The following is a 26,773-nucleotide window of genomic DNA, read 5'->3' as shown; positions in this document are numbered from 1 at the left end:
CTTCATCATTAACTATAAAGTAGAATTGAGACAATTTCACACTTTGTCGCAGTTCTACTTTTTTGATGTCAATGAATTGAACGTGGATGAGATATGCTATACTGAGAGGGTTGTGTTAAAGCGGACAAAGTTGAGTTTGGAGTGGAATTTTTTGGAAGAACGGATTGTAAAAATTGTTGAAAACCAGTTAGCAGAACTGCGGCCCAAGCAGATCCATGCCGTTTTAGAACTTTTGGGTGAAGGCGATACAGTTCCTTTTATTGCCCGTTATCGAAAAGAGCGTACGGGCAGCCTTGATGAAGTTCAAATTCGAGAAATTCAAACGAGTTATAACAAGGCAGAAAGTTTGGAAAAACGCCGGGATGATGTGTTGAAACTTATTACTGAACAAGGAAAAATGACCCCGGCCCTTGAAAAGCAGATTAAAACAGCGGATAAGTTACAAACAATTGAAGATTTGTATTTGCCCTATAAACAAAAACGGCGTACCAAGGCCACGATTGCAAAGGAACGTGGCTTGGAGCCCTTTGCATTTTGGCTAATGACTTTCCCCAAGGACGGTCTGGTAGAAAAGGCAAAAACCTTTATTGATCCAGAAAAACAAGTTGAGTCCCCGGAAGACGTGCTTGCAGGTGCCCACGAGATTCTAGCTGAGGCGTTTGGCAATAGTGCTGGTTTTCGTGATTGGATCCGCAATTATACGCGTCGGAATGGTCGGTTTGAAGCCAAAGTAAAACCCAAAGGAAAAGAAAAAGATGAACAGGGTGTTTATCAGCTTTATTACGATTTTGACGAGGCACTCACAAATATGGTTTCTCACCGGGTTTTGGCCATTAATCGTGGCGAAAAAGAGGGTGTGTTGAAGACGCAAATTAAAGTTGAAGATGGCGCCATCATGCGATACTTACATTTTCGAATTATTGGCAGTCATGAAGGACCAGCGGTTACGTACTTGCAAGCGGCGTATGAAGATGCCTACAAACGTTTTATCGCGCCGGCTATTGAACGTGAAATCCGAAATGAATTAAGCGAAGCGGCCAATACGCAAGCCATTAATGTGTTTGGCGAAAACTTGTATCATTTGTTGATGCAGGCGCCCATTAAAGGCAAAGTGGTCCTTGGTTTTGATCCTGCTTACCGGACTGGTTGCAAGCTGGCTATTATGGATCCGAACGGGAAATTTTTAGCTAAAAAAGTGATCTATCCGCATAAACCAGCTTCTAGTGAAAAACGGCAGGCCGCAGCCGGTGAGTTCAAAGCCTTTTTAGAAGATTATGGGGTTGAAATGATCGCCATTGGGAACGGGACAGCTAGCCGCGAATCAGAAGAGTTTGTTTCGTCAGTCCTCAAAACAATCGATCGAAAAATTTATTATGTGATCGTCAATGAAGCAGGCGCGTCCGTTTATTCAGCTAGCAAGGCAGCGCGGGAGGCATTTCCAGAGTTGCACGTTGAAGAACGCAGTGCCATCAGCATTGGGCGTCGACTCCAGGATCCACTGGCAGAACTAATTAAGATTGATCCTAAGGCGGTTGGTGTGGGTCAGTATCAGCACGATGTTCCACAAAAGGAATTAACCCAGCAATTAGATACGGTTATTGAAACGGCTGTTAACCAAGTTGGGGTCAATCTAAATACGGCTAGCCCGCAGTTACTGGAACATATTTCCGGTTTGACGAAAACGACGGCCCAAAATATTGTGGCCTGGCGTGATGAAAACGGCAGCTACGAGGCGTGCAATCAACTCAAAAAGGTCCCCCGGTTAGGACCGAAAGCCTATGAGCAGTCAGTGGGCTTTTTACGAATTGTGCAAGGCAAAAATGCGCTAGATAACACGGATATTCACCCGGAAAGCTATAAAGCTGCCAAACAGCTCTTGGCTAAAGTGGGGTTGAAACTCGACCAGATTGGCACACAACAGGCTGTCACAGCTTTGAAACAACTTGATTTAAAAGCAACGGCAGCAGAACTTGGAATTGGGGTCGAAACGCTGCAAGACATTGTGGCGGGATTGGAAAAACCGGGACGCGATTTGCGTGATGAGATGCCGGCACCGCTATTGCGTAGTGATGTCTTGACATTAGAAGATCTCAAGGCCGGCATGAAACTGCAAGGCACTGTTCGCAACGTGGTGGATTTTGGAGCTTTCGTTGACATTGGTGTGAAACAAGACGGGTTAGTACACGTTTCCAAGTTGACCAAAAAGTTCATCAAGAATGCCAGTGATATTGTTGCCGTTGGTGATGTCGTGACAGTTTGGGTAGAAAGTGTCGACTTAAATCGGCATCGGATTCAACTGACGATGCTGGATCCTAACGAAGGCTAAGTGATGACCAATCAGGAACTTCAAAAATTAGTTGAAAGTATTTCAGAGACGGACTTTCATCGTGAATTTAAACACCAAGCGTTTTTTAATTCACGTTTACGGACAACCGGTGGGCGTTATCAGTTGCAGACACACAATATTGATATCAACCCTTTAATGCTAACGCAGCACGATTTACCGACGTTAGTAGGGATTATTAAGCATGAATTGTGCCATTATCATCTGCATCTCACGCATCAAGGGTATCAGCACCGTGATCGTGCCTTTAAGCAGTTGCTCGCACAGGTTGGAGGTTCACGATTTGCCCCCGCAGGCCCCCAGATAAGAAAAACAAAAGCAATTTTGCTTTATCAGTGTCAGAGTTGTGGGCTCAGATATCAACGGCAGCGACACATTAATCTAACCAAGTACCGCTGCGGTAAGTGTGGCGGTCGTCTAAAATTACTTTAGTTTATTTCTTGAATGAGTTTTAGAAAAAGGTTGTAACTATTACCGTTTTTTGCTAAGATAGTTTAGGTAATAGTTCTCTTGCACCCATGGCGGAATTGGCAGACGCGCAAGATTAAGGATCTTGTCGGGAGTTTTCCCGGTGGAAGTTCGAATCTTCTTGGGTGCATTAATTAAAGAGTTGTGACACAGTTATTGTGGCACAGCTCTTTTTTTGACGGTCAACATGAAAACGGTTGAGTTCACCGAAGACAAATTACTGTATTAATTAATAGGGTATGCTAAACTGATACTGTGTTTAAGTGTATTAATACAGTCCGAAGATATTCGAGGGATAGTGAAGATGAAAAGAAAAGAACGTATTTATCAATTTCTAGTAACCCATGCAAAGGATAATGAAAATGAGCAGGACAGCCCCATCGCTGTGACTACTGAACAAGTCGCTAACGCCCTCGATTTAATTCGTTCCAACGTGAGTAAAGAACTTAATCAGTTAGTACGAGAGCAAAAATTAAAAAAACTTTCGGGACGGCCAGTACGCTACAGGTTACTTGACGAAGATGAAGCCGAAGTCGCGCCTAAAATCGTGAGTTCTTCCCCATTAGTTGCGGGAAAACGGCGCATTCACAGTGGTCTTGAAAAACATGAAGACACAGCGTCCGCGCCTGAAACTGGTGAAATGAGCGATGTTTTTGAACACATGATTGGCAATAGTTCCAGTATGCATAATCAAATTGAGCAAGCAAAGGCGGCTATCTTATATCCGCCGCGGGGGCTAAATACCTTGATTATCGGTCCCACCGGTTCTGGGAAAACCTATTTTGCAAACGCCATGTTTCAGTTTGCCAAAAATCAGCAGCTCATCAAAAAAACAGATGAGCTGGTAACCTTCAATTGTGCGGATTATTCGCATAACCCGGAGTTACTCATGTCGCACCTCTTTGGGTATGTCAAAGGAGCGTTTACGGGGGCGAATGAGGATAAAGACGGACTGATTCAAGAAGCCGATAACGGGATGCTCTTTTTAGATGAAGTCCACCGGTTGCCACCTGAGGGCCAAGAGATGATTTTTTATTTTATGGATCACGGCACATACAGTAAGCTGGGGGAGACTTCCAAGGTTCATCATGCCAATGTCCGCTTAGTTTGTGCAACTACGGAAGATCCAGAAAGTTCGCTATTAAAGACATTTGTGCGTCGAATACCGATAACTATTCAACTGCCTGCGTTTAACAAGCGTAGTCCTAAAGAGCGGATCGAATTGCTTAAAGTTCTGCTCAGTATTGAAGCTAATCGGACTCACAAACAAATTACCCTAACCGAAGATGTGGTGCAATCCTTGTTAGGGAGTGTGACTTACGGCAATATTGGTCAGCTGAAATCCAATATTCAGCTGGTTTGTGCCCGTGGCTTTTTAAATAATATTGAGAATAAGGGGGAAATCATGATTACGGTGGACGATTTGCCACCGAATATCAAAGATGGTTTGGTTCATCTGGCCTCTAATCGGCGGGATTCAGGTGAAATTTCCAAACTATTGGAACCTTATATGATTATTCAGCCGGATTCAGAAACCCACGTTTTGCCTAATCGCAATGATAGTTATGAATTACCTTATAATTTGTATGAAATCATTGGTGATAAAGCCACACTTCTCAGACAACAGGGGCTCGATCAGGAACATATCAATCATTTTATTACGACAGATATTAATCTTCATCTCAAGACGTTCTCACCTGGAGAAGACGATATGCGAGCTGAATCTAAACTCGCTGAAATTGTGAATCAAGATATCATTGATTTCACTAAGGCCATTCAAGATAAAATCGAACACCAACTGAATTACCACTTTCGCGATAATTTTTTGTATGCGATGAGTTTGCACATTAGTTCGTTCATTAAACGAATTCAGTCCGGCAAACCGATGCGTACCATGAGTCGCGATTTGGTCGCTATGGTTGAAGAATATCCCCAAGAGATGAAAGTAGCACAGAAAATTAAGACACAATTGGAAGAGCGGTACAATGTGCCAATTCCCGAATCAGAAAGTTATTATTTAGCCATTCTGTTGGTTTCATTAAAAGAGGCTCCTACTTCGGGAAAAGTTGGCTTAGTGGTTGCGGCTCATGGTAGCAATACCGCCACTTCAATGGTTCAGGTGGTTTCGCAGTTGTTGTCCGATAACACGATTCAGTCGTTTGATATGCCCTTAGACATGGAACCTAAAACAGCTTATAAAGAAATCGTGGCGTGCGTCAAACGGGCGGACGAGGGCAACGGTGTGTTACTTTTGGTGGATATGGGTTCGCTTAGTACTTTTGGCAGCAAAATTACCGAAGAAACGCATATCCCGGTAAAAACAATTGATATGGTTACGACGGCAATGGTCCTTGAAGCTGCGCGAAAGGCTTCTTTCATTGATACAGATTTAGCGGCAATTTATTCGGAACTCCGTGAATTTCACGGTTATTCACGAATTAACGCCACAGATAGTGTGTCAGCCGCCAAAACCAGCGACGCTAAAACTAACTTGGTGCAACCGACAGAACGGCCGAAAGCAATTGTGGCAATTTGTTCGACGGGAGAAGGAACTGCCAAAAAAATTAAATCAGTTTTGGATCAGCTTTTAGTAGAAAATTTAATTGATGATATCAAGGTGATTCCGATCTCGTTAGTCGGCATGACGGAAAAACTTCAAGAACTGCAAAAACAGTATCGAATTATTGCAACGACAGGAGTTACACATCCCAAAATACAGGCGCCGTTTATGCCTTTAGAGAAGGTTTTACAAGGTGGCGGTGAAGCGTTTATCAACAAGGTGATTGAGCGGGATTCTGTCAAAACTTTAAGTAGCCATCAGGATATTAAGCTCACTAAGGAGTTGTGCTGGCAATATTTAGATGAGTTTTACACTTTTATCAATCCGCATAAGATTACGGATGTGTTGTGGCAGTATATTGATAAACTACAAATTGATCAACACACAAAAATGAGTGATTCATTTAAAGTTAATCTCATTATGCACATTGCTGGGGCCATCGAACGGGCGCTAACCAACGGTGAAATTTCAGCACCGGAGCAGGAACTGGCTAAACTGGAAAATTCCGAATGGTACACAACGGTTATGGCAGAAAATGAGCGCTATCTGCGTAAGATCCGCATTGAATTACCAAAAGCAGAAGTGTACTACATTGTTAAATTACTGGAGACTGGTGCGGCTAAGGAAGCTGCAGAGAATGTCTAAGGTCTAGATTAAATAAATTCAAAATAACACACAAAACGATACAGAAATAGTGTATCAGTCATTGTGTGTTATTTTATTTTGCTAAAAGTAGGCGTTTTCATTTAGTGTATCTTGGCACGGTTTTTGCTTATATATAAGTGAGTGCAAAAATGATGGTCTTGTACTTAACGTATCAACGTCTGATTCAACAAAATTTAGCGTTACAGGAGATTTTAAGAAATTATTTATTATTTTATTTACTGTAACAATCATAATTAGGAGGTATAGAAATGGTAGGGATTATCATTGCTAGTCATGGTGAATTCGCCAACGGCATTTTACAGTCCGGTTCGATGATCTTTGGTGAACAAAAAGACGTCAAGGCTGTAACTTTAAAACCCAGCGAAGGACCCGATGACATTAAAGGAAAGTTGGAAGAGGCAGTCGCTTCTTTCGAAAACCAAGATGAAGTTTTGTTCTTGGTTGATCTTTGGGGCGGCACACCGTTCAATCAGGTTAACAACTTGTTTGAAGCGCACAAAGATAAATGGGCCATTGTTGCCGGTTTAAATTTACCAATGTTAATTGAGGCATATGCTTCAAGAATGTCAATGGATAGTGCTCGTGACATCGCGGCACACATCATTGAAACAGGGGTTGAAGGGATCAAGGTTCGTCCTGAAGAATTACAACCTGCCGAAAAATCAGCACCAGCTGTTGCACAGCCATCAAATGCAGGCACACCTGGGAAGTTTGAATATGTTTTGGCACGGATTGATTCTCGTTTACTTCATGGACAAGTTGCTACAGCTTGGACAAAGACGACTAACCCAACTCGAATCATCGTTGTTTCCGATAACGTTGCCCATGATGATTTACGGAAGAGCATGATTCAACAAGCTGCACCATCCGGTGTTAAAGCCCACGTGGTTCCAATTGATCAAATGATTAAATTGGCTAAGGACGATAAACACTTTGGTGGTCAACGAGCGTTACTGCTGTTTGAAACACCTCAAGATGCGTTACGAGCAATTGAGGGTGGCGTTCCTTTGAAGACAGTCAATGTAGGTTCAATGTCCCATTCTGTTGGTAAGGTACAACCAAATACAGTTTTGGCCTTTGACCAAGATGACATCGATACCTTTAAGAAGTTAGAAAAAGACGGCGTCAGCTTTGATGTTCGTAAAGTTCCAACTGATTCTAAAGGTGATATGGACGCTATCTTACGTAAAGCCCAAGAAGAGTTAAACAAGCAGAAAAATGCTTAATTTTAAGAAAACGGAGGAATAATCATGAGTTTAAATGCTATTCAAGTGATATTAGTTATCTTTGTATCATTTCTAGCTGGGATGGAAGGAATTTTGGATGAATTTCACTTTCATCAACCAGTTATCGCATGTACATTAATTGGTCTTGTAACAGGCAATTTAGTTCCCTGCATGATCTTGGGTGGATCCTTACAAATGATCGCCTTAGGTTGGGCTAACATTGGTGCCGCTGTTGCTCCTGATGCTGCTTTAGCATCTGTCGCATCTGCAATTATTTTAGTTCTTGGCGGTCAGGGCAAAGCGGGCGTTTCTTCAGCCATTGCTATTGCCATTCCACTTTCAGTTGCTGGATTACTTTTAACCATTATTGCACGTACCGTTGCAACTGCTATCGTTCATTTAATGGATGCAGCTGCAGAACGTGGTAGCATCCGCGGTGTTGAAACATGGCATGTTATTGCAATTTGTATGCAAGGTGTTCGTATTGCCATTCCTGCAGCTTTGATCTTAGCTGTTGGTGCTGGCCCTGTGAAAGCAATGTTGGATGCAATGCCTACCTGGTTGACAGATGGTTTGTCAATCGGTGGTGGTATGGTTGTGGCCGTTGGATACGCAATGGTTATCAACATGATTGCAACTCGTGAAGTTTGGCCATTCTTCGCAATTGGTTTCGTTCTGGCAACAATTAGTGAGTTAACATTGATTGCCCTCGGTGCCATTGGCTTGTCCCTTGCTTTGATCTACCTTTCACTTTCACAACAAGGCGGATCTGGTAACAACGGTGGCGGTTCAAGCACTGGCGATCCTGTTGGCGATATTATCGATCACTATTAGAGAAAAGGAGGAGCACACAAAATGGCAGATAAACAATTAAAATTAACAAAAAGAGATCGTATTTCTGTTTGGTGGCGTTCAACTTTCATTCAAGGTTCATGGAACTACGAACGTATGCAAAACGGTGGCTGGGAATTTTCATTAATTCCAGCAATCAAACGCCTTTACAAAACAAAAGAAGAACGTGCCGCAGCTTTAAAACGTCACTTGGTATTCTTTAATACGCATCCTTACTTAGCTTCACCAATCATTGGTGTGACATTAGCTCTGGAAGAGGATCGTGCAAATGGTGCCCCAATTGATGATGTGACGATTCAAAACGTTAAAGTTGGTATGATGGGACCCCTCGCTGGTATTGGTGACCCTGTCTTCTGGTACACTGTAAAACCAATCATTGGTGCCGTTGCTGCTTCATTAGCTATGGGTGGCAATATTATGGGTCCAATCCTCTACTTTGTTGCTTGGAATGCAATTCGTATGGGATTCATGTGGTATACACAGGAATTTGGTTACAAAGCCGGGAGTGCGATTACAAATGACTTGTCCGGTGGTTTGTTACAAAACGTGACTAAAGTTGCTTCAATTGTCGGTATGTTTATCATTGGGGCGTTAGTTAACCGGTGGGTTGTGGTTAAATTCACACCGGTTGTCTCCACGGTTAAACAGTCTAAAGGTGCCTACATTGATTGGAACAGTTTACCAAGTGGTGCTGCTGGAATTAAGGAAGCCTTAATTCAACAAGCAGATGGCCGTTCCTTAACCATTGATAAGGTCACAACATTGCAAGATAACTTGGATCTCTTGATTCCAGGACTTGCTGCCGTTCTTTTGACATTCTTATGTATGTGGTTATTGAAGAAGAAAGTTTCTCCATTGGTTGTTATCCTTGGCTTGTTCGTTGTCGGTGTTGTTTTCCACGTTATCGGTTTAATGTAAAATTAGCCCGTAACTGGAAACAATTACAGATTCACGTTGCCGAGTTTCAATGGTGAGGTAAAAATAAGTAAAGTCAGAAATGATTTTACTTATTTTTTTAGTTAAGTAAGATTAGGAAAACTGGTTTGAGAGTGCAAAATGAAATTGTTTTGCGTAAATCACGAAAACGCCTTATAATTATGGTCATTAAGAGGTAGAAATGGAGCAAATTTAAATGCCACAATCAATTAATACAAAAGTTGATTTAGTCGCTGAGGGAACGTCTTTTCTGGGAATGACAGATTACGGAAAAATCATGGTGGGAAACCGGGGTTTTGAGTTCTTTAATGACCGTGATGTCAGGAAATTCGTCCAAATTCCTTGGGGAGAAGTCGACTATGTCATTGTCTCAGTCGTTTTTAAAGGAAAGTGGATTCCACGATTCGCGATTCGAACCAAGAAAAATGGGACCTATTCCTTTGCGGCAAAAGATCCAAAAAAAGTTTTACGCGCTATTCGCGAATACGTTGATCCCAGCCACATTGTGAGTTCATTGGGTGTTTGGGATGTTGTGAAACGCGGTGTGAAGAATCTTTTTACCCGCAAAAGTAAGTCGTAACGCAAACGGCTAGTCGGAAAGATCGTCTCCATAGACATTTGGTTTGAAAGGAGCTCAGTTTTATGATTGCTTATGTCATTGCCAGTCATGGTGATTTAGCTGAAAGTATGCGCAAATCGTCATTTATGATTTTTGGTGAGCAAGAACAGGTTGCTGCGGTCAATTTCTTGCCCAATGAGAGTCCAGAAGAATTAAAGCAGGCTTACGAAAAGGCGATTGCTAGTTTTTCGCCAGCCAGTCAAGTTATCTTTTTGGTAGATCTGTATGGTGGCACGCCATTTAACGTGGCTACGGAAATTGTTTCCGGCAATACCGAGAAAATGAGCCTTATTTCGGGATTGAACCTGCCCATGTTGGTTGAGGCTTATACAGTGCGAGATCGTGCCTTAGCGGAAGTTGTGGCTCATTTAGAGGCAACGGCTAAAGCTGGGGTCCGGCATTTAGATATTCAAGATGGTGAGGACGAAGCGTAATGCCAATGGAAATTTTGTTAGCCCGGGTTGATAGTCGTTTATTACATGGTCAAGTGGCAACTTCTTGGACAAAGAATGTGCATCCTAATCGTATTTTGGTTGTTTCCGATAACGTGGCCAACGATGACTTGCGCAAAACCCTGATTACGCAAGCGGCCCCGATGGGAGTCCCTACGAATGTGATAACGGTCGAGAAAATGCTCCGGCTTTATCATGAGCCGATGTTTGATTCTTTCAAAATTTTGTTGCTGACAGAAACCGTTCAGGATATGTTGCGACTCGTTAATGGTGGTGTCGATTTAAGCCGTTTGGGAATCGATGTGGGGAGCTTGGCTTATTCTGAGGGGATGACAATGCTAAACGATACCATAGCGGTGGGCAAAGAAGAAGCGGCTGCAATTCGCACACTGCATGAGCTCGGACTTGATGTTTTTGCTCAGAAGGTTCCTAGCGATGGAAAAAAAGAGATTATTCCGATGCTTGAAAAAAATAATTTATAGAGATAGGTGAGCGTTAGAAAGGGTGTTTTACCTTCAAACGTCACAGCGGAAGTCGAATGATTCATTCTTGGATCATTCGACTTTTGTCGTCAAAGGGGGAGAAACTAGCCTTTTCCCTACTTGCGGCTATTAACTAAAATTTAAAGACCGGCAGAGACTGGGAGCTTTTTCCGGTTGCGCCTTTTTTATTGTCATGAAGTGAAGGCTTGGGCAGCAAAACAGCTACTTAAAATTTTGATAGTTTAAGATTTCAATGTGATGGCGGTCTAAATTACCCAATTGACGAAAAGATTGGTAAAATAAAGGAAATAGGTATAAGTGAGGAAGCAATATGACGGTGAATATTAAAATTTCGGCAACCGGCAGTTATGTCCCAAAGCGCGTGGTTGATAACTTTGAATTGAGTAAAATTATGGATACCAGTGATGAATGGATTCAAAGCCACACTGGTATTAAAACGCGTCATTTTGCGATGGGAAATGAGAACACCTCTGACTTGTGTACGCAGGTGGCCCATCAGTTACTAGCAAAAAGCGGGCTACGTGCTGAAGAAATCGATTTAATTATTGTCACAACGATTACACCGGATAGTTTGACTCCGGCGACCGCTTGTCTTGTGCAAGACAAAATTGGTGCTCACAATGCGTTTGCAATGGACGTCTCGGCTGCCTGTGCTGGATTTGTTTTTGGACTGAGCACTGCCGAAAAGTTTTTACGTTCCGGACATTATCACAACGCCATGGTGATCAGTGGCGAAACCAATTCTAAAATGATGGACTTTAAGGACCGAACGGCAGCCGTCTTCTTTGGCGATGGTGCTGGCGGTGCTTTGTTAGAGACAACCACGGATAGCAGCCAAGAATTTTTCATCGATGAAAAATTACAAAGTGTTGGTAGTCAGCACCAAACTATTCATAGTGGCCGGGTGGCACCAATTCAAAAAATATCTGCAGATAATTACCCTAAAACGGATGCTTTTTATCAAGATGGGCGCGCTGTGTTTGAATTTGCGACGGGGACAGTACCAAAGCAAATGCAGGCCATTCTCACTAAGAATCAATTGGATGCCACTAAAATCGATGCTGTGATTTGCCATCAGGCTAATTTACGAATTATTGAAAAAATCAGTCAAACGCTCGCTATTCCGATGGCAAAATTTCCGGTGAATGTGACGACGGCGGGTAATACCTCTTCGGCAGGAATTCCGATGGCCTTAGACCACCTGACACGAAATGGGGATCGGCCGCAAAAAGTGCTCTTAACGGGTTTTGGGGCTGGATTGGATTATGCAAGTATGTTAATTAATTTTTAGAAGGTGATTTATTTGGATTTAGCCGCTCTGAATCAATTATTAGATAAATTGGAAAAGATGAATTTTAGTGAGGTGGAACTTGAATTCGATCAAGTAAAACTGCATGTCAAAAAAGGGGATCAGACTAAGCCTGTTGTGGCTGATCCTGTTTCACCGGCTGCGGCTAGTGAAACAAAAGCAAATGAATTTGCGATTAAAAGTCCCATGGTGGGAGTTATCCACTTTGAAAATCAGCTTAAGGTAGGGCAATTGGTGACTGGCGGCGAGGTCGTTGCCCAAATTGAAAGCATGAAGTTATTCAATGACGTGACGGCCCCTGAACCGGGCACAATCAAACAGGTGCACGTCAAAAATGGCGATTCGGTGGAATATGGTCAGCCGCTAGTGACGTTAGTAAAGGGTAACGCTAATGTTTAAGAAGGTCCTAATTGCTAACCGCGGTGAAATTGCCGTGCGGATTATCAAAGCTTGTCGAAAATTGGGAATTGCGACTGTTGCGGTTTATTCGCAAGCCGACCGCAAAGCCCTATTTGTGCAGTTGGCTGATGAAGCAGTTTGTATTGGTCCGGCCAGCGCGAAGGCCTCATATTTAAATCGAGAGGCTATTTTAATGGCAGGAATTAATACGAATGCCGACGCAGTTCATCCGGGGTACGGTTTTTTATCTGAAGATGAGCTTTTTGCACAGATGTGTGCTGAATGCGGTCTAACTTGGATCGGTCCGCGACCACAACTGATTCACGATTTTTCAGATAAAACGCATTCGCGAAAAATTGCGCAGCAGCGTGGTTTGCCGATTATCCCTGGTTCAGGCCTCATCACAAGTGAGACTGAGCTCTACGCGCAGGCTAGTGCACTGGGCTATCCAGTGTTACTAAAAGCCAGTCACGGTGGTGGTGGTAAAGGTATACGGGTTGCACGTTCAGCTAAGGAATTATTAGCCAAATATCAGGTGGTTAAAGAAGAGGCTGGGACGTCATTTCTGGACAGTGCCATCTATTTGGAACGTGATTTTGAAGATGCACGCCATATTGAAGTTCAAGTACTAGGATTACCCAAGCAGCTGGTTATTTTAGGCGATCGTGACTGCAGTTTGCAGAAGCACCGCCAAAAAGTTATCGAAGAAAGTAATGCTAGTATCCTGACGTCAAAGGAACGCCAGCAGTTGTACCACTTGGTGCACCAATTGTTGGATGAGGCGCAGTATGAAAGCCTGGCGACGGTTGAATTCTTGTTTGTGCACCATAAATTTTACTTTTTAGAAATGAACACGAGACTACAGGTGGAACATGGTGTCACCGAAGAAACTAGTGGGGTTGACATTGTGTGTGCACAAATTAAAGTGGCGGCTAAAATGCCATTTACAGTACCTCATTTGGACTTCAAAGGACACGCAATCGAATGTCGATTAAATGCTGAAAATGATTTAAAAGCGCAGATATTTGAATCAGGAAAATTAACCCAGTTTAAGTTGCCACCAGCAGTTCGAATTGATACAGGATTTCAGGCTGGTGATCTGGTCACCCCCTTTTATGATCGGCTTTTAGCCAAAATCATTGTCTATGCTAAGGACCGACCAACAGCGATTAAGAAAATGCAAGCCGCTTTGGCAGCAATCCAGATTGATGGAATTGGAACGAATTTAGCAGAATTAAAGCGGATTGTGAAGAGTCGATCGTTTATTGAGGATCGTTATCATATTCACTCGGTAGCCCAATTAATGGAGGAAGCCAAAAATGAGTCATATGCCTGAAAAAAATCGGTGGCAAGCGTGCCAGTACTGTGGGCGTCATGTCCATGAACTGCAATGGGCACCGTATTTTCGGTGTCCTTTTTGTCATCGGCTGCAGCGCCTGTCAGTGGGCCAACGCTTGCAAATCACCGTGGATCACGATAGTTGGCAGTCAGTGGCGCTGACAGCACAAACCGCCAATTTTCTGAATTTTCCAAATTATGATGACAAATTAAAAAAAGCCGCACAACAATCTGGAGAAGCGGAAGCCATTCAAATCGGGACGGCGACTATTCACCAAATTCCAGTAGTTTTGGGAATTATGGATAGTCATTTTATGATGGGAACGCTAAATGAAACGGTGGGAATAGCGATCCGCCAAGCCATGCAGCTCTCAGAGACTCAGCACAAACCGCTGATTTTGTTTATTGCTTCTGGGGGCGCCCGAATGCAGGAGGGGATTTATGCCTTAATGCAAATGAACTTGATTCTAAACGATTGGGCTGAGCTTTTGGCGGAAAAGAACTTGGTGATTAATGTCTTAACGGACCCCACGATGGGCGGGGTCTCTGCCAGCTTTGGATTTAAGGCGGATTATGTGTTGGCTGAGGACCATGCGCAAATTGGTTTTGCCGGTAAGCGGGTCATTCAGCAAACCACGCACGCACAGTTGACGCCTGAATTTCAAACCGCTGAGGATCTTTTGGCTCATGGCTTGGTTGATCAAGTGGTCACGCGCGAAACAATCCGTAAAAAACTGACAACATTATTGCAGCTGCATGGTTACGAGGTGAAATAATATGACGAACACGTTAGCAGAAAAGATTGCTTTAATTCGTTCACCTGGACGACTTGGTGCACCAGAGGTAATTAGGAACTTATTTACGGATTTCTTTGAAGTGCATGGGGATCGCCAACTGGGGGATGACCCCGCTGTCATTGCCGGGGTGGCTAGGTTTCACGCCCACCCCGTTACAATTTTAGGTGTCCAGCGAGGAAAAACACCGCAACAACGCCAGCAAGTAAATGGTGGTGCTGTGCGTGTAACAGGATATCGGAAAGCTTTGCGGGTTGTTCAAGCAGCTGAAAAGTTTCAACGACCAGTGATTTCATTGCTGAATATGCCAGGGGCGGATGCCAGTGTTTTTTCAGAACAGCACGGACAAAGTGAAGCCATCGCAGACTTGATTCTAAAAATGGGACAACTAAAAGTACCCAATATGACGCTGTTTTTAGGTGAAGGTCATAGTGGCGGTGCTCTGGCTTTCAGCAATGTTAATCGAATTATGATGCTTGAAAACGCACTTTTTTCTGTGGCTTCACCCGAAGCAGTTCAGGCAATTTTAAAAAATCAAACGCAAACTCAGGATGCCAGTGCTTATTTACTGATGACCGCCATCCAGTTACATAAAATTGGTGTTGCCGATCAGATAATTTCTGAAACACCAACTAAATCAATTTTTAAACGGATTGATGCTGCCTTACAAAGTAATTTACAGCAGTTAGATCACTTATCTGGATTAGAGTTGGTTAAGCAGCGTCGAGAAAAGTTTATGCATGTCGTTAATGAACAACGTCTGAATTAGGACGTTGTACGTTTAATTGTTTGAAGTGGCCGCACAGGATTTTTCAGCACGTTATCTTTAAAAAAAGAGAATAAAAATCAACTTTTGGGCGTATCTTACTTACAGGTAAGCCTAGGTAACAAAGTTGATTTTTTATTCTCTTTTTGATTATGGTGCCGGATTGGGTGTTGCTGAAGAGCTTGTGGTCTGTGAAGTTGAGCTATCATAAGCGGACGTTGTACCGGTGTCCGTGCTGCTGGATGAAGCTGATGTAGTTGTCTGATTAGTTGTTGTATTCGTGGTATCCGTCAACTTTTTGGTAGCAGAAAGACCGAGTTCTTTACGAATCTTGTTAGAGACACGCCGCCGTTCAGATAAGGAAGCTACCTGATAGGAAAGGCCATCAATAGTCTGACTTTCGCCTTCCAACGTGGTTGACTTAATGTGATGGGAAGCATTTTTATAACTAAAACGTAAGGCTAACATATCATTAAACGTGAGGTTTGTTTTCATGTTCTTCTGAACTGAATTCAAAATTGTTTGGAACCGGGTTACGGAACTAATTGAAAGGGCCTTGCGGACAACGGCAAGGATAATTTGTCGTTGCCGTTTCTGACGACCATAATCCCCATCCGGGTCATCGTAACGCATGCGCGAGTACGAAAGCGCCTGTTTACCATTAAGATGGGTTTTGACGCCTTTTTTTACGTTAGCAGCGCCGTATTTGAAAGTCAGTGGCGGTGTGACGTCAACGCCACCCACCGAATTTACTAATTCTTTTAAGCCGCCCATATTCATAACCACGTAAAAGTCAATCGGAACATCAAGCAGGGTTTGAACGGTTTTGATCGATTGAGAAGCACCACCAATGGTATAAGCGGCATTAATCTTTTCCGTTGTATTATTAATGGTGACTTCAGTATCCCGCGGGATGCTCGTCATGTAGGTCGTTTCTTTTTGCGCATTTAGAGTGGCAACAATCATCGTATCACTTAGCCCCTTATTTTTTCGACCAAGGGCGCCCGTATCGGTTCCCAGAATTAAAACGTTCAACGGTTTTTTGTTTTTGATGACTTTTGAAACGTTACGGATCGTGGGAGTTTTAGCCTTTTGATAGGTTTGCTTAGCCGTATGTTGTGCATTCGTGTACATACTGTAAGCTTTGAAGCCTCCCAAAATTGCCAGAACTAAGACGATGATACCCACTAGCCACCAAATTTTACGCCGGTTCTTTTTGGGCGTTTGCATATGTTTTTCGCTCACTAATTATTGACCTCTTTTCGGAATTTGAAATTAAAACGTTTTCTAGTGTTAGCTTCTGTATTTTATCGGCCATTTATGAAAATGACCTGTGAAAATATGCTATACTAATCATTGTTTCATTTATCATACACCAACTAGGGAAGGGATAAAATCACAATTTTTATACATAGTATTCAAGGTGTCATTATCATTATTGTGATGATCGCAATTGGCTACGTACTTTCATGGCGCAAATGGTTTGATGAAAGTTCTTCGCGCTTGATTGCAAAGCTGGTTACACAGATTGCCTTGCCTGCTTACATGATCAGCACAATCACAAATGATTTTACTGCAAAACGGCTCTTGAGTACACTACCAGATTTAAGATTCCCGGTTTTATCCATGCTGATTTTATTTGCTTTAGCAGCGGTCCTTATCCGGGTAATGCAAATAAAGGATGAACATCGTGGTCTATTTGCATCGATGTTTTTGAATTCTAACACCGTATTTATTGGGCTACCGGTCAATATGGCCCTCTTTGGAAATCAGAGTCTTCCCTACGTTTTAGTTTATTACATGGCAAACACCACAATTTTTTGGACTTTGGGTGTTTGGCTGATTCAACGCGACGGAACTCAAAAACAGGCGTTCAGCCTTAAAACCACGCTTAGTAAGATTTTTTCGCCACCGTTACTAGGATTTATGGTCGGTGTTGTCCTGGTGATTCTCCACATCCAGTTACCTCAATTTATCTTAACAGACTGTCAATACATTGGTGGTTTGACGATCCCCTTATCGATGTTTTTTATCGGAATTGCCATCCAGCGTGCTGGCATACAGAATGTCTCGATTGATCGGGATAGCTTAGGAGTTTTATCTGGGCGGTTTATTTTTGCACCGCTGCTCATGACATTTTTGGTTTTACCGATGCCAGTGCCATTGTTGATGAAACAAGTTTTCATTCTTCAATCCGCAATGCCAGTGATGACCAATGCACCGGTAGTTGCGAAGCTGTATCATGCGGACGAACAGTATGCAGCCATTATGGTGACTGAAACAACGTTATTGAGTTTAGCGGTTATTCCGCTTTTAATGTTGTTTGTGAAATCAGGCGTCATTACCTGAGATTCGACGTCTCAATTGGAACGAAACTTCACGTAAATAAAAGATTTGGGAGATAATAAAGAAATTGAGAAAAACAGTTGCGTACATTAGTTTTTCAACTTTAATGTTTAGTTTGATGGAAATTGCCTTAAAGATGGCTGGTGGGGCATTTGACCCGATTCAGCTGAACCTGATCCGTTTTGCCGTCGGTGGGTTAGTGCTGCTGCCGATTGCGGTGAGAGCCTTAAAAAAACAAAATCGCCGGCTTGACTGGCGGGATTTAGGCTTGTTTGCGATTACTGGCTTTGTGTGTGTCATCATTAGTATGACACTTTACCAGTTGGCAATTGTTTATTCGCCAGCTGCGACAGTGGCGGTGTTGTTTAGTTGTAATCCGGTCTTTGCGCTGCTCTTTTCTTATTTGATTTTGCATGAGCGTCTGGGGCGGGCCAATTTGATTTCTGTTGTGGTATCAGTTATTGGGCTTTTGGTCATTGTTAATCCGGCCCATTTGACTAATATTGTCGGCCTTACATTAGCGGTAACGTCCGCATTGACTTTTGGTCTGTATAGTATTATTTCCCGCTATGGTTCTCAAAAGCGCGATTTAAATGGGATTGTGATGACTTGTTTTACCTTCTTGACAGGAACTGTGGAATTAGCCGTTGTGGTCTTGTTAACCCACGTACCGGTAGTTAGTCACGCAATGGGGCAAGTTGGCTTCTTGAAGCAATTTGTCAACATCCCAGTCATTCAAAATATTAGTTGGCAATATTTACCGTTATTATTCTTTATCGGAGTTTGTGTGACGGGTGGGGGGTTTGCATTTTACTTTTTAGCCATGGAAACTTCAGACGTATCCACAGCTTCACTCGTTTTCTTTATTAAACCAGCGTTAGCACCAATTTTGGCTGCTTTTATCCTAAGTGAACAAATTAGTTTACCAACCATTATTGGGATTGTTATTATTTTGTTAGGTTCTGTTATTACATTTATCGGGAACCGCTCGAAATCAATTCGTTCTGAAATGGGACAACCAGTTTATCCTGAAAAAGAACGGGAGCGTGAACCTGGCGAAAGTTTGATCAGTAAAGTTAAGAGTTATAATTCAAATGTTGAAGATGAGGATTAAAAATGGCGTATTTAGTCTTATTGCGACACGGCCAAAGCATCGCCAATCGTGATAATGTTTACACAGGTTGGAGCGATGTGCCGCTTACCGAGCAAGGTAGAACAGAAGCTAAGCAGGCGGGAAAGCTGATATTGCAAACAAAAATTCAATTTACAGATGTGCACACTTCCTTGTTAAAGCGGGCCATCGTAACTGCAAATATTGTGCTGGATCAAATTCATCAAAACTGGCTACCAGTCCACAAAGCTTGGCGGTTAAACGAGCGTCACTATGGGGCTTTGCGCGGTCAGAATAAAGACGAAACCAGAAAAACCTTTGGCGCCCATCAAGTAGCTCTGTGGCGGCGCAGTTTTAAAGCAGTACCACCGCTTTTGAAAACTACAGAGTCTGATCGCCGCTACGTGCAGTTAGGCGATGTTGAACCCCGCGGGGAGAGCCTAGAAATGGTTTATAACCGCCTGTTACCTTACTGGACAGACGAGATTGCGCCCCAGCTTCTGAATGGACATAACCAGTTAGTTGTGGCGCACGGCAGTACCTTACGAGCATTGATTAAGTATTTGGAACAAATTAGTGACGAGGGAATTGATGGGGTTGAAGTGGCAAACGGGGAGCCGATCGTTTACCAATTTGATGATCAATTGAATATCATCAGTAAAGAAGTGCTAGATTAAACAGAAAAAAAGCCGGAAAATTAATTTTCCAGCTTTTTTATTAGCGCAATGAATTTTTTATTAGTCTTTGTAAGCTAAAGCGCCCATTGGATCCCAAGGTAATAATTTGGTTGGTTCCTCGGCTTGAGCTTGACGTTGTGCTTCGGTTAAGTATTGTTTGTCTACCACAACTTGGTAGCAGTACTCACTCATCCATTCGTCAGTCATGACCATGTAGCCCTTAGTCCCAACTTTTTCACCCCAGCTGTTTTCGACTTTCCATTTCTTTGGTTCGCCGTCAACAAGATCGACACCAGTAATGACCATGGCATGTGTCATCAAGCTTTCGCTATAATCTAAGCGTTCTGCTTTTGACATGGAAAGATCAATGTCGAAAAGGGATTCTTCATCATAAACACCTAAGTCGAGGAGACCGCGTTTGCGAGGTTCTGAATGTTGACCTACATCACAACCAAACCAAACACTGTGGCCAGCTTTAAGTTGGTTAATGGCAGCTTGTTTGAAGTCACGCATGTTTAAATTTAAATGCTTAACCTGACGACCGCCGACAACGTTACCCAACATTTCAATTGTGTAGGTATGGTTGAATGGTTTGTCAGCAGTTGGGGCATTAATAATTGAAACATAGTTGGTTAAATCCCAACCCACAAATTTTTCGAAGAAGGATTTAGGTGTTAACCCAGCTTCGCGATGGTAATTCTTGTCATCATCACGATATTCCCAGTCAAAAGTTGTAGGTGGTTCGCCGAAGCTATAAGAAGCCATGCGGTAAACTTCCTCTAAAAGCTTCTCTTTACGGGATTGAACTTGTTCACTAGGTGTATTAGCATTCACTAATTCACGTAGTTCAACGGCATCTTTACGAAGTTTTTCGTTTAAGAGGGTGTTGAATTCGTTTGATTTGTTACTATTGTAAGTTTCTGGATAAACAGATTCAGGGACAATACCATATTTGTCGATGATGGCACATAACATATCCCACTGGCCACCGTCACCTTGAGGTTCATTTAGTAACCAAGCTACTTTCCGGTCTGAAGTTGGCTTGTCTGCTGTTGCAATGATGTTTTCGTAAAACCAGTTAGATTTTTCAAATTTGTCCCAGAAGAAAGTGTAATTTTGGGACAGTTCGAAATCCTTTAATTTGAATTCTTCTGAAAGGTGATGACGCATTGTGTTTAATGCGGCAAACATCCAGCAACGACCACTTTGGCGTTGGTTAGAAACGGAACCCGTTTCGAGATCGATTGAAAAAACAGGACTGAAATCAGCTCCGCCGCGCAAACCTTCGCTGGCTGCTAAAATACCATTTTTGGTAACCGCGCGTTCAAGGACTTTAGATTTGTTTTGATCGTTATAATGTTTTGCATAACGAGCAATTTGTTCTTGTGAAATACTATTACTCAATGTAGTCACTCCTTAAGCTAAGATATATAAACCATTGTAGTCGAAAAAGAATAATTAGTAAATGCTTAAATATTGATTAAAAAAGGTTTAGGGACGCGCTTGGATGACTTCGGGACCATTTTGCCGACCCACAATAACTGTATTGACCATGTCCAAAAATAGGCCCTGTTCCACAATGCCAACTTGTTTAATTAGATAATCTGCCAGTTGATGCGGGTGGGCAATTGCCCCTAAGTGTAAATCAATGACGTAGTTTTTGGAATCTGTTAAAACATGCTTGCCAGCTGAGTCAAGCCGGAATTCTGGATGCAAATCTTTGGCTGCCAGTTTTTTAAAGACCTGCTGACTACCATAAGGAATAACTTCAAGCGGGAGAGGGAATTTTCCAAGGTGCTGAACCATTTTGGACTCGTCGACAATCCACATGACTTTATCAGAGTTGGTAGCCACAATTTTTTCAAATAAATGGGCAGCCCCGCCGCCTTTGATACCTTGAAAATCAGCGCTGATTTCATCTGCCCCATCAATCGTTAAATCAATGTGATCAACTTCATCGACGGCTTTAACTTCAATGCCCAAACTGCGGGCTTGCTCAGCAGTACGATTAGAAGTGGGAACACCAATAATTTGCAAGTGCTCGTTTTTCACGCGTTCACCTAAAGCATCCACCATAAATTTGACGGTTGAACCGGTACCAAGGCCAACGACCATTTTATCCTGGATAAACTTGACGGCTTCTTGTCCAACTAATTTTTTCAGTTCATTTTGATCCATTTTTCTGCTCCGTTTCTTCTTGACTAGGTGGGGTAGTGTCAATCAAGTCCTGATACTCGGGATGCTGTTTAAAATAAGATTGCGCATAAGGACACAGGGGATAAATCTGTTTTTGGTTTGCTTTCGCATAGTTGATACAAGCCAATAATAACCTTTGTGCCAGTCCTTGCCCGCGAAGCTCAGGATTTACAAAAATTTGTTCAATGACTAAAGTTTGCCCGTTTCGAATTAAGAAATAGGCGGCACGACCACCAACTTTTTCGTGGTAAGTAAACGTGATTTGGTTGCCATCATTGGTAAATTCCATCAAAGCACTTCCTTGTAAATTTGTCTTTCATGCTTAATTGTCGCTTCTCCATTTTGGAAAGTCAATTGGAAAGTTAAGTTTCTTTATTTATCGCATTGTATCAGTTTACAAAGTGCACGCAGAAACGGATAATATAACAAGACTAGATATATTTTGCGAATTTTAACATTAAATGAGAAATAGAAGGGAATTAGAAACTATGCAACGAGGATTTGAAGTGGTGACAAAGTATCAGAATCAGAATTTGAATTTACCTTATCGAACCACCGAACACGCTGCCGGTTACGACTTTGAAGCAGCCGAAGATTTTGTTTTACCCTCAATTTGGAAAACTAATTTTTTAAAGGTGCTGTGGGCACTACATCATCAAAAAACGATCAGTGAAGAAGATCTTAAAAAGGGCAGCCAAGATCTTAAGCCTTATTTAGTACCAACGGGAATCAAAGCCTACATGCAAGACAGCGAGTACCTGCTCGTCGCCAATCGCTCCAGCAGCCCGTTGAAACGGAATCTTATTTTGCCTAACGGGGTTGGCATTATTGATGCAGATTACTATAATAACGCAGCCAATGAAGGCGAAATCTTTTTTCAACTGATCAATATGGGGTTAAGAGACGTGACGATCAAAAAAGGAGAGCGGATTGGTCAGGGCATCTTTATGCCTTATTTAAAAGCCGATGGCACCGATGAACGAGCAACAAAACGGACAGGTGGATTCGGCTCTTCTGGAAAATAAGCAAGAAACGTTCAAAAATTGACACTCTGGGCAATCGAATACCCAAGAATATGCTAAAATTAAGGAGGACTATACCAAATGGCAAAGGCTAAAACTCAATTTGTTTGTCAGAATTGTGGCTATGTCTCGCCGCGCTTTTTAGGGCGCTGTCCTAGTTGCGGTCAATGGAACACGTTGGTTGAGGAGCGTGTGGCCAGTGAAAAAGAAAATCATAAGGCGCGGGTCAGTTTTGAAGGACACCATGCAAAACCGCAATTAATTAGTCAGGTGGATATGAGTGAAACGCCCCGGGTTAAAACCGGCCTGGAAGAATTTAACCGGGTCTTAGGTGGTGGTATTGTTTCGGGATCCTTGGTACTCATTGGTGGTGATCCAGGAATTGGAAAATCAACGCTTTTGCTGCAAATTTCGGGGCAACTAAGTGAGACGAAGCATCGTGTGCTGTATGTCTCTGGTGAAGAAAGTGCTGCTCAGATTAAAATGCGCGCCGATCGTTTACATGTGGCCAGTGAGAACTTTTATTTGTATCCGGAAACGGATATGACTAATATTCAGGCGGCGATTAAGGAACTGAAGCCAACCTACGTGATTATTGATTCAATCCAAACGATGCAAGAGCCAGAAATTCAGTCAGCAGTCGGAAGTGTGGCTCAAGTCCGTGAAATCACTGCGGAATTAATGCAGATCGCCAAGACAAACAACATCACCATTTTTATTGTGGGTCACGTCACAAAAGGCGGTGCAATTGCTGGACCCAAGATTCTGGAACACATGGTGGATACGGTTCTTTACTTTGAAGGTGACTTACATCACACTTACCGGATATTACGGGCCGTTAAAAATCGGTTCGGTTCGACTAATGAGTTGGGTATTTTTGAAATGCGGGAAACCGGCCTAAAGGAAGTAGCCAATCCTTCTGAAATCTTTTTGGAAGAGCGCTTAAAGGATGCCACGGGCTCGGCAATCGTCGTTTCAATGGAGGGAACCCGGCCAATCTTAGTTGAAGTTCAAGCACTCATTACACCAACCACTTATGGGAATGCCAAGCGCACGGCGAGTGGGTTAGACCATAACCGGGTGTCGTTGATTATGGCGGTACTTGAAAAAAGGGCTAACTTTCTGTTACAAAATCAAGATGCGTATCTTAAAGCGGCGGGCGGTGTAAAGTTGGATGAACCGGCGATTGACTTAGCAATTGCCATTAGTATTGCATCTAGTTATCGCAATAAGGGTACAGATCCAATGGATTCATTTGTAGGTGAAATCGGATTAACCGGTGAAATTCGGCGGGTCAATCGGATTGAACAACGGGTTGCCGAAGCCCAAAAATTAGGTTTCAAGCGGATTTTCGTGCCGAAGAATAATCTCCAGGGGTGGACACCGACCGCCGGAATTGAAGTTGTCGGTGTGGCGACCTTAACGGAAGCGTTACGGAAGATTTTTAGTTGATTTAGAGTCTATAGACCTGAGAGGAGGGATGATTAATGAAAAAAAATATTATTAAAGCAGTTTTTGCCTTAGCTGGCGGTGCGTTAGGTGTGATTTTATTACCGCCACTATGGGTGTTACTATCGTTGGGAGATCATTGGTGGCTAAGTAATTCGGTAACAAATTTCTTGGTTGGAGCAATTATTTTCTTTATTCTTTCGTTGTTCTTAGCTAGCTATGTCGAGCGATTAGTGAGCAGACTTGAGAAGCAAATTTCTAAAATACCGCCAGTTCGGTTACTGTATGGGAGTTTATCTACAGTTATTGGTTTGGTGTTAGCTATTTTAATTTCAACGTTATTTTACCGGCAGCCAATATTCTTTTTGAATACGGTTGTTCCGATTATCTTGATGCTTATTTTTGGATACTTGGGATTTCGGATTGGAACTACCCAAGCCGATGAATGGCGCAAACTTTTTAGTCGCCGTAAGGAGTCGGATAATGCTAAAAATGTGCTGGAACGCAAAGCTTCCGATAACTTCCATCAGTACAAGATTTTGGATACTAATATTTTAATTGACGGTCGTATTTATGACCTGATTAAGACGGGCTTTATTGAAGGAACGCTATTGGTGCCCAATTTTGTGTTGTATGAATTGCAGTACATTGCGGATTCTTCAGACAGTATCAAACGGGTTCGCGGACGGCGGGGACTAGACATTTTGAACAAGTTGCAAAATGAACACATGATCCCCGTGGAAATGTATGAGGGCGACTATGAGGAAATTGAAGAAGTTGATAGTAAACTGATTCAATTAGCTAAGGATAAGGATGCTGTCATTGTGACCAATGACTTTAACCTAAATAAAGTCAGTCAGTTTCAAAATGTTCAGGTCCTTAACATCAATGCCTTGGCAAACGCGTTGAAGCCACGGGTGATTCCTGGGGAAAGCTTGCATGTGATGGTTGTTAAAAACGGAACTGAGCGTCAACAGGGTGTGGCTTATTTGGATGATGGTACCATGGTCGTGGTTGAAGAAGGTAAATACTTCATCAATCAGGAGTTGGATGTTGTCGTTACCAGCGCTTTACAAACCGATGCAGGGCGGATGATTTTCGCCAAGCCTACGCATTCAACGCGTGGCATTCCTGATCGTCAGTCTGGAAAATAGCCCAGATTGTACCTTTATTTATTTGAACGGCAATTGTACAATTGATTAGGCAAGAAAATGTGAAAAAATAAGAAAGAGGCGTTAATTTTGGCAAAAAGTAAGATTCGTGTTCGTTATGCACCAAGTCCTACTGGTCATTTGCATATTGGTAATGCGCGAACAGCATTGTTTAACTATCTGTTTGCTCGCCATTATAAAGGTAAGTTTATTATTCGGATTGAGGATACCGATACTAGTCGTAATATCAAGGATGGTGAAAAAAGCCAGCTTGAAAACTTGAAGTGGCTGGGTTTGGATTGGGATGAAGGCCCTGACAAACCTGGTGACTACGGTCCTTATCGTCAGTCTGAACGTAAAGCTATTTATCAACCGTTGATTCAAGAACTCATGGATAAAGACTTAGCTTATGAATCCTACGAGACGGAAGAAGAACTTCAAAAGCAGCGTGAAGCGCAAAAAGCACGTGGTGAAATGCCGCATTATGAATACGAATATGCAGGCATGACTGAAGACGAAATTAAGGCCAAAATTGCAGCCTCCAAAGCGGCAGGTTTACAACCGGTAATTCGTTTCCGTGTACCGGAACACAAGACATACAGCTGGGACGACATTGTGAAGGGCAAAGTTTCTTTTGATTCCAGCACTATCGGTGGGGATTTTGTCATTCAAAAACGGGATGGCATGCCGACGTATAACTTTGCGGTGGTTGTCGATGATCACAAAATGGAAATTTCTCATGTTTTCCGTGGGGATGACCACGTGGCGAATACACCTAAGCAGTTAATGATTTACGAAGCCTTTGGTTGGCAACCACCTAAGTTTGGGCATATGAGTTTGATTATTAACAGTGAAACTGGTAAAAAGTTGAGTAAACGTGATGAAAGCGTCCTTCAATTTATTGAACAGTACCGTTCATTGGGTTACTTACCAGACGCGATGCTTAACTTTATTGTGCTGTTAGGTTGGTCACCAGTTGGCGAAAGTGAAATTTTCACACAACGTGAATTGATCAAGATGTATGATGAGAAACGGCTAAGCAAGTCACCAGCAGCTTTTGACGGTAAAAAATTGGAATGGATCAATAACCAGTACGTCAAAGCTGCCGATGAGGACCGGGTCATGGATTCGGCACTGCGTCAGTTAATCAAAGCTGGCAATATTGAAAAGAATCCCGAACCAGAGCGTGTCGAGTGGGCCCGGAAATTGATCAATGTGTATAAACGTCAAATGAGTTATACCGCTCAAATCAATGAAATGGCCGATCTCTTCTTTAATGGTCCAGATGAAATTGATGAAGAGTCACGACAAGAAATTGCTGCAGACACTGCATTACCTGTTTTAAAGGCGCTGTATGCCCAATTTGAAAAGATGGTTATTTTTGACACTGTTGAAATTTTAGCCGCAATTAAGGCGGTTCAAAAAGAGACGGGTGTCAAAGGTCGTGCCTTGTGGATGCCGATTCGGATTGCCATCACGCATGAAATGCACGGTCCAGAATTACCAGAAACAATTGAATTATTAGGTCAAAAAACGGCAATGTCGCATTTGAAGGCAATGATCGACGAATTAGCCTAAGTGATGAAAAT

General features: G+C 42.6%; 25 protein-coding genes and 1 tRNA gene. 22 read left to right on the top strand and 4 right to left on the bottom strand.

The window, feature by feature from the left end; translation table 11 throughout:
• Window positions 1-151: 151 nt before the first annotated feature.
• The 15 genes from ACLJJ6_RS07770 (at window position 152) to accA (ending at window position 15,235) form a co-directional block, all read left to right on the top strand.
• Complete coding sequence (locus ACLJJ6_RS07770; RefSeq protein ID WP_412988759.1) at window positions 152-2,326, top strand: Tex family protein; 2,175 nt, start codon at window positions 152-154, stop codon at window positions 2,324-2,326.
• A gap of 3 nt (window positions 2,327-2,329) precedes the next feature.
• On the top strand, window positions 2,330-2,776 hold the full coding sequence (locus ACLJJ6_RS07765) for a SprT family protein (RefSeq protein ID WP_412988758.1): 447 nt from the start codon (window positions 2,330-2,332) through the stop codon (window positions 2,774-2,776).
• 80 nt (window positions 2,777-2,856) lie between these two features.
• Window positions 2,857-2,942 (top strand) — tRNA-Leu (locus ACLJJ6_RS07760).
• Between the two features lie 174 nt (window positions 2,943-3,116).
• The gene (locus tag ACLJJ6_RS07755) at window positions 3,117-6,017 is read left to right on the top strand and encodes a sigma 54-interacting transcriptional regulator (protein ID WP_412988757.1); all 2,901 of its coding nucleotides are present in this window, start codon (window positions 3,117-3,119) and stop codon (window positions 6,015-6,017) included.
• Window positions 6,018-6,286: 269 nt separating this feature from the next.
• On the top strand, window positions 6,287-7,264 hold the full coding sequence (locus ACLJJ6_RS07750; protein ID WP_412988756.1) for a mannose/fructose/sorbose PTS transporter subunit IIA: 978 nt from the start codon (window positions 6,287-6,289) through the stop codon (window positions 7,262-7,264).
• A gap of 24 nt (window positions 7,265-7,288) precedes the next feature.
• Window positions 7,289-8,098 carry a PTS mannose/fructose/sorbose transporter subunit IIC gene (locus tag ACLJJ6_RS07745; RefSeq protein WP_412988755.1) on the top strand — a complete coding sequence of 270 codons (810 nt, stop codon included), beginning with the start codon at window positions 7,289-7,291 and terminating at the stop codon, window positions 8,096-8,098.
• Between the two features lie 21 nt (window positions 8,099-8,119).
• Window positions 8,120-9,034: a PTS system mannose/fructose/sorbose family transporter subunit IID gene (locus tag ACLJJ6_RS07740; RefSeq protein WP_412988754.1), complete on the top strand. Its 915-nt coding sequence runs from the start codon at window positions 8,120-8,122 to the stop codon at window positions 9,032-9,034.
• A 214-nt stretch (window positions 9,035-9,248) separates the two neighbouring features.
• Window positions 9,249-9,632 carry a DUF956 family protein gene (locus ACLJJ6_RS07735; protein ID WP_412988752.1) on the top strand — a complete coding sequence of 128 codons (384 nt, stop codon included), beginning with the start codon at window positions 9,249-9,251 and terminating at the stop codon, window positions 9,630-9,632.
• Window positions 9,633-9,694: 62 nt separating this feature from the next.
• Window positions 9,695-10,105, top strand: a complete 411-nt coding sequence (locus ACLJJ6_RS07730) for a PTS sugar transporter subunit IIA (protein ID WP_412988750.1) — start codon at window positions 9,695-9,697, stop codon at window positions 10,103-10,105.
• A complete protein-coding gene (locus ACLJJ6_RS07725; protein ID WP_412988748.1) occupies window positions 10,105-10,605 on the top strand; it encodes a PTS system mannose/fructose/N-acetylgalactosamine-transporter subunit IIB in 501 nt (166 codons plus the stop codon). The genes ACLJJ6_RS07730 and ACLJJ6_RS07725 overlap by 1 nt, the downstream gene beginning before the upstream one ends.
• A 331-nt stretch (window positions 10,606-10,936) precedes the next feature.
• Complete coding sequence (locus ACLJJ6_RS07720; RefSeq protein WP_412988746.1) at window positions 10,937-11,917, top strand: beta-ketoacyl-ACP synthase III; 981 nt, start codon at window positions 10,937-10,939, stop codon at window positions 11,915-11,917.
• Between the two features lie 12 nt (window positions 11,918-11,929).
• On the top strand, window positions 11,930-12,334 hold the full coding sequence (locus tag ACLJJ6_RS07715) for an acetyl-CoA carboxylase biotin carboxyl carrier protein (protein ID WP_412988744.1): 405 nt from the start codon (window positions 11,930-11,932) through the stop codon (window positions 12,332-12,334).
• Complete coding sequence (locus ACLJJ6_RS07710; RefSeq protein ID WP_412988742.1) at window positions 12,327-13,670, top strand: acetyl/propionyl/methylcrotonyl-CoA carboxylase subunit alpha; 1,344 nt, start codon at window positions 12,327-12,329, stop codon at window positions 13,668-13,670. The genes ACLJJ6_RS07715 and ACLJJ6_RS07710 overlap by 8 nt, the downstream gene beginning before the upstream one ends.
• Window positions 13,654-14,448 carry an acetyl-CoA carboxylase carboxyltransferase subunit beta gene (locus ACLJJ6_RS07705; RefSeq protein WP_412988740.1) on the top strand — a complete coding sequence of 265 codons (795 nt, stop codon included), beginning with the start codon at window positions 13,654-13,656 and terminating at the stop codon, window positions 14,446-14,448. The genes ACLJJ6_RS07710 and ACLJJ6_RS07705 overlap by 17 nt, the downstream gene beginning before the upstream one ends.
• 1 nt (window position 14,449) lies before the next feature.
• Window positions 14,450-15,235, top strand: coding sequence for a carboxyltransferase subunit alpha (gene accA, locus ACLJJ6_RS07700; protein ID WP_412988738.1), 786 nt, complete (start codon window positions 14,450-14,452; stop codon window positions 15,233-15,235).
• Between the two features lie 147 nt (window positions 15,236-15,382).
• On the opposite strand, the gene ACLJJ6_RS07695 is transcribed toward accA, so the two are convergent.
• Complete coding sequence (locus ACLJJ6_RS07695) at window positions 15,383-16,477, bottom strand: LCP family protein (RefSeq protein ID WP_412988736.1); 1,095 nt, start codon at window positions 16,475-16,477, stop codon at window positions 15,383-15,385.
• Between the two features lie 150 nt (window positions 16,478-16,627).
• Here ACLJJ6_RS07695 and ACLJJ6_RS07690 point away from each other — a divergent pair, with 150 nt between their 5' ends.
• The 3 genes from ACLJJ6_RS07690 to ACLJJ6_RS07680 all read left to right on the top strand — a co-directional run bounded on the left by ACLJJ6_RS07690 (window position 16,628) and on the right by ACLJJ6_RS07680 (window position 19,366).
• A complete protein-coding gene (locus tag ACLJJ6_RS07690; protein WP_412990451.1) occupies window positions 16,628-17,581 on the top strand; it encodes an AEC family transporter in 954 nt (317 codons plus the stop codon).
• A gap of 64 nt (window positions 17,582-17,645) precedes the next feature.
• Window positions 17,646-18,692, top strand: coding sequence for a DMT family transporter (locus ACLJJ6_RS07685; RefSeq protein WP_412988734.1), 1,047 nt, complete (start codon window positions 17,646-17,648; stop codon window positions 18,690-18,692).
• 2 nt (window positions 18,693-18,694) lie between these two features.
• Window positions 18,695-19,366, top strand: a complete 672-nt coding sequence (locus tag ACLJJ6_RS07680; protein ID WP_412988732.1) for a 2,3-bisphosphoglycerate-dependent phosphoglycerate mutase — start codon at window positions 18,695-18,697, stop codon at window positions 19,364-19,366.
• A 60-nt stretch (window positions 19,367-19,426) separates the two neighbouring features.
• Here ACLJJ6_RS07680 and ACLJJ6_RS07675 read toward each other — a convergent pair whose 3' ends face one another.
• The 3 genes from ACLJJ6_RS07675 to ACLJJ6_RS07665 form a co-directional block, all read right to left on the bottom strand.
• Entirely contained in the window at window positions 19,427-20,770 is a 1,344-nt protein-coding gene (locus tag ACLJJ6_RS07675; protein WP_412988730.1) for an aminopeptidase C, read from the bottom strand.
• Between the two features lie 87 nt (window positions 20,771-20,857).
• The gene (gene rpiA / locus ACLJJ6_RS07670; protein ID WP_412988728.1) at window positions 20,858-21,544 is read right to left on the bottom strand and encodes a ribose-5-phosphate isomerase RpiA; all 687 of its coding nucleotides are present in this window, start codon (window positions 21,542-21,544) and stop codon (window positions 20,858-20,860) included.
• Window positions 21,531-21,851: a GNAT family N-acetyltransferase gene (locus tag ACLJJ6_RS07665; RefSeq protein ID WP_412988726.1), complete on the bottom strand. Its 321-nt coding sequence runs from the start codon at window positions 21,849-21,851 to the stop codon at window positions 21,531-21,533. Before ACLJJ6_RS07665 ends, rpiA begins: the two co-directional genes overlap by 14 nt.
• Before the next feature lie 199 nt (window positions 21,852-22,050).
• Between ACLJJ6_RS07665 and ACLJJ6_RS07660 the strand changes: the two genes are divergently transcribed.
• The 4 genes from ACLJJ6_RS07660 to gltX all read left to right on the top strand — a co-directional run bounded on the left by ACLJJ6_RS07660 (window position 22,051) and on the right by gltX (window position 26,762).
• The gene (locus ACLJJ6_RS07660; RefSeq protein WP_412988724.1) at window positions 22,051-22,587 is read left to right on the top strand and encodes a dUTP diphosphatase; all 537 of its coding nucleotides are present in this window, start codon (window positions 22,051-22,053) and stop codon (window positions 22,585-22,587) included.
• 78 nt (window positions 22,588-22,665) lie between these two features.
• Complete coding sequence (gene radA / locus ACLJJ6_RS07655; protein WP_412988722.1) at window positions 22,666-24,036, top strand: DNA repair protein RadA; 1,371 nt, start codon at window positions 22,666-22,668, stop codon at window positions 24,034-24,036.
• Window positions 24,037-24,071: 35 nt separating this feature from the next.
• A complete protein-coding gene (locus ACLJJ6_RS07650; protein ID WP_412988720.1) occupies window positions 24,072-25,187 on the top strand; it encodes a PIN/TRAM domain-containing protein in 1,116 nt (371 codons plus the stop codon).
• A gap of 87 nt (window positions 25,188-25,274) precedes the next feature.
• The gene (gene gltX, locus ACLJJ6_RS07645; protein WP_412988718.1) at window positions 25,275-26,762 is read left to right on the top strand and encodes a glutamate--tRNA ligase; all 1,488 of its coding nucleotides are present in this window, start codon (window positions 25,275-25,277) and stop codon (window positions 26,760-26,762) included.
• Window positions 26,763-26,773 lie beyond the last annotated feature (11 nt).

The sequence above is a fragment of the Pediococcus siamensis genome (assembly GCF_047220215.1).
Classification (GTDB): domain Bacteria; phylum Bacillota; class Bacilli; order Lactobacillales; family Lactobacillaceae; genus Pediococcus; species Pediococcus siamensis.
This window is presented reverse-complemented; position numbering and strand designations above follow the sequence as displayed.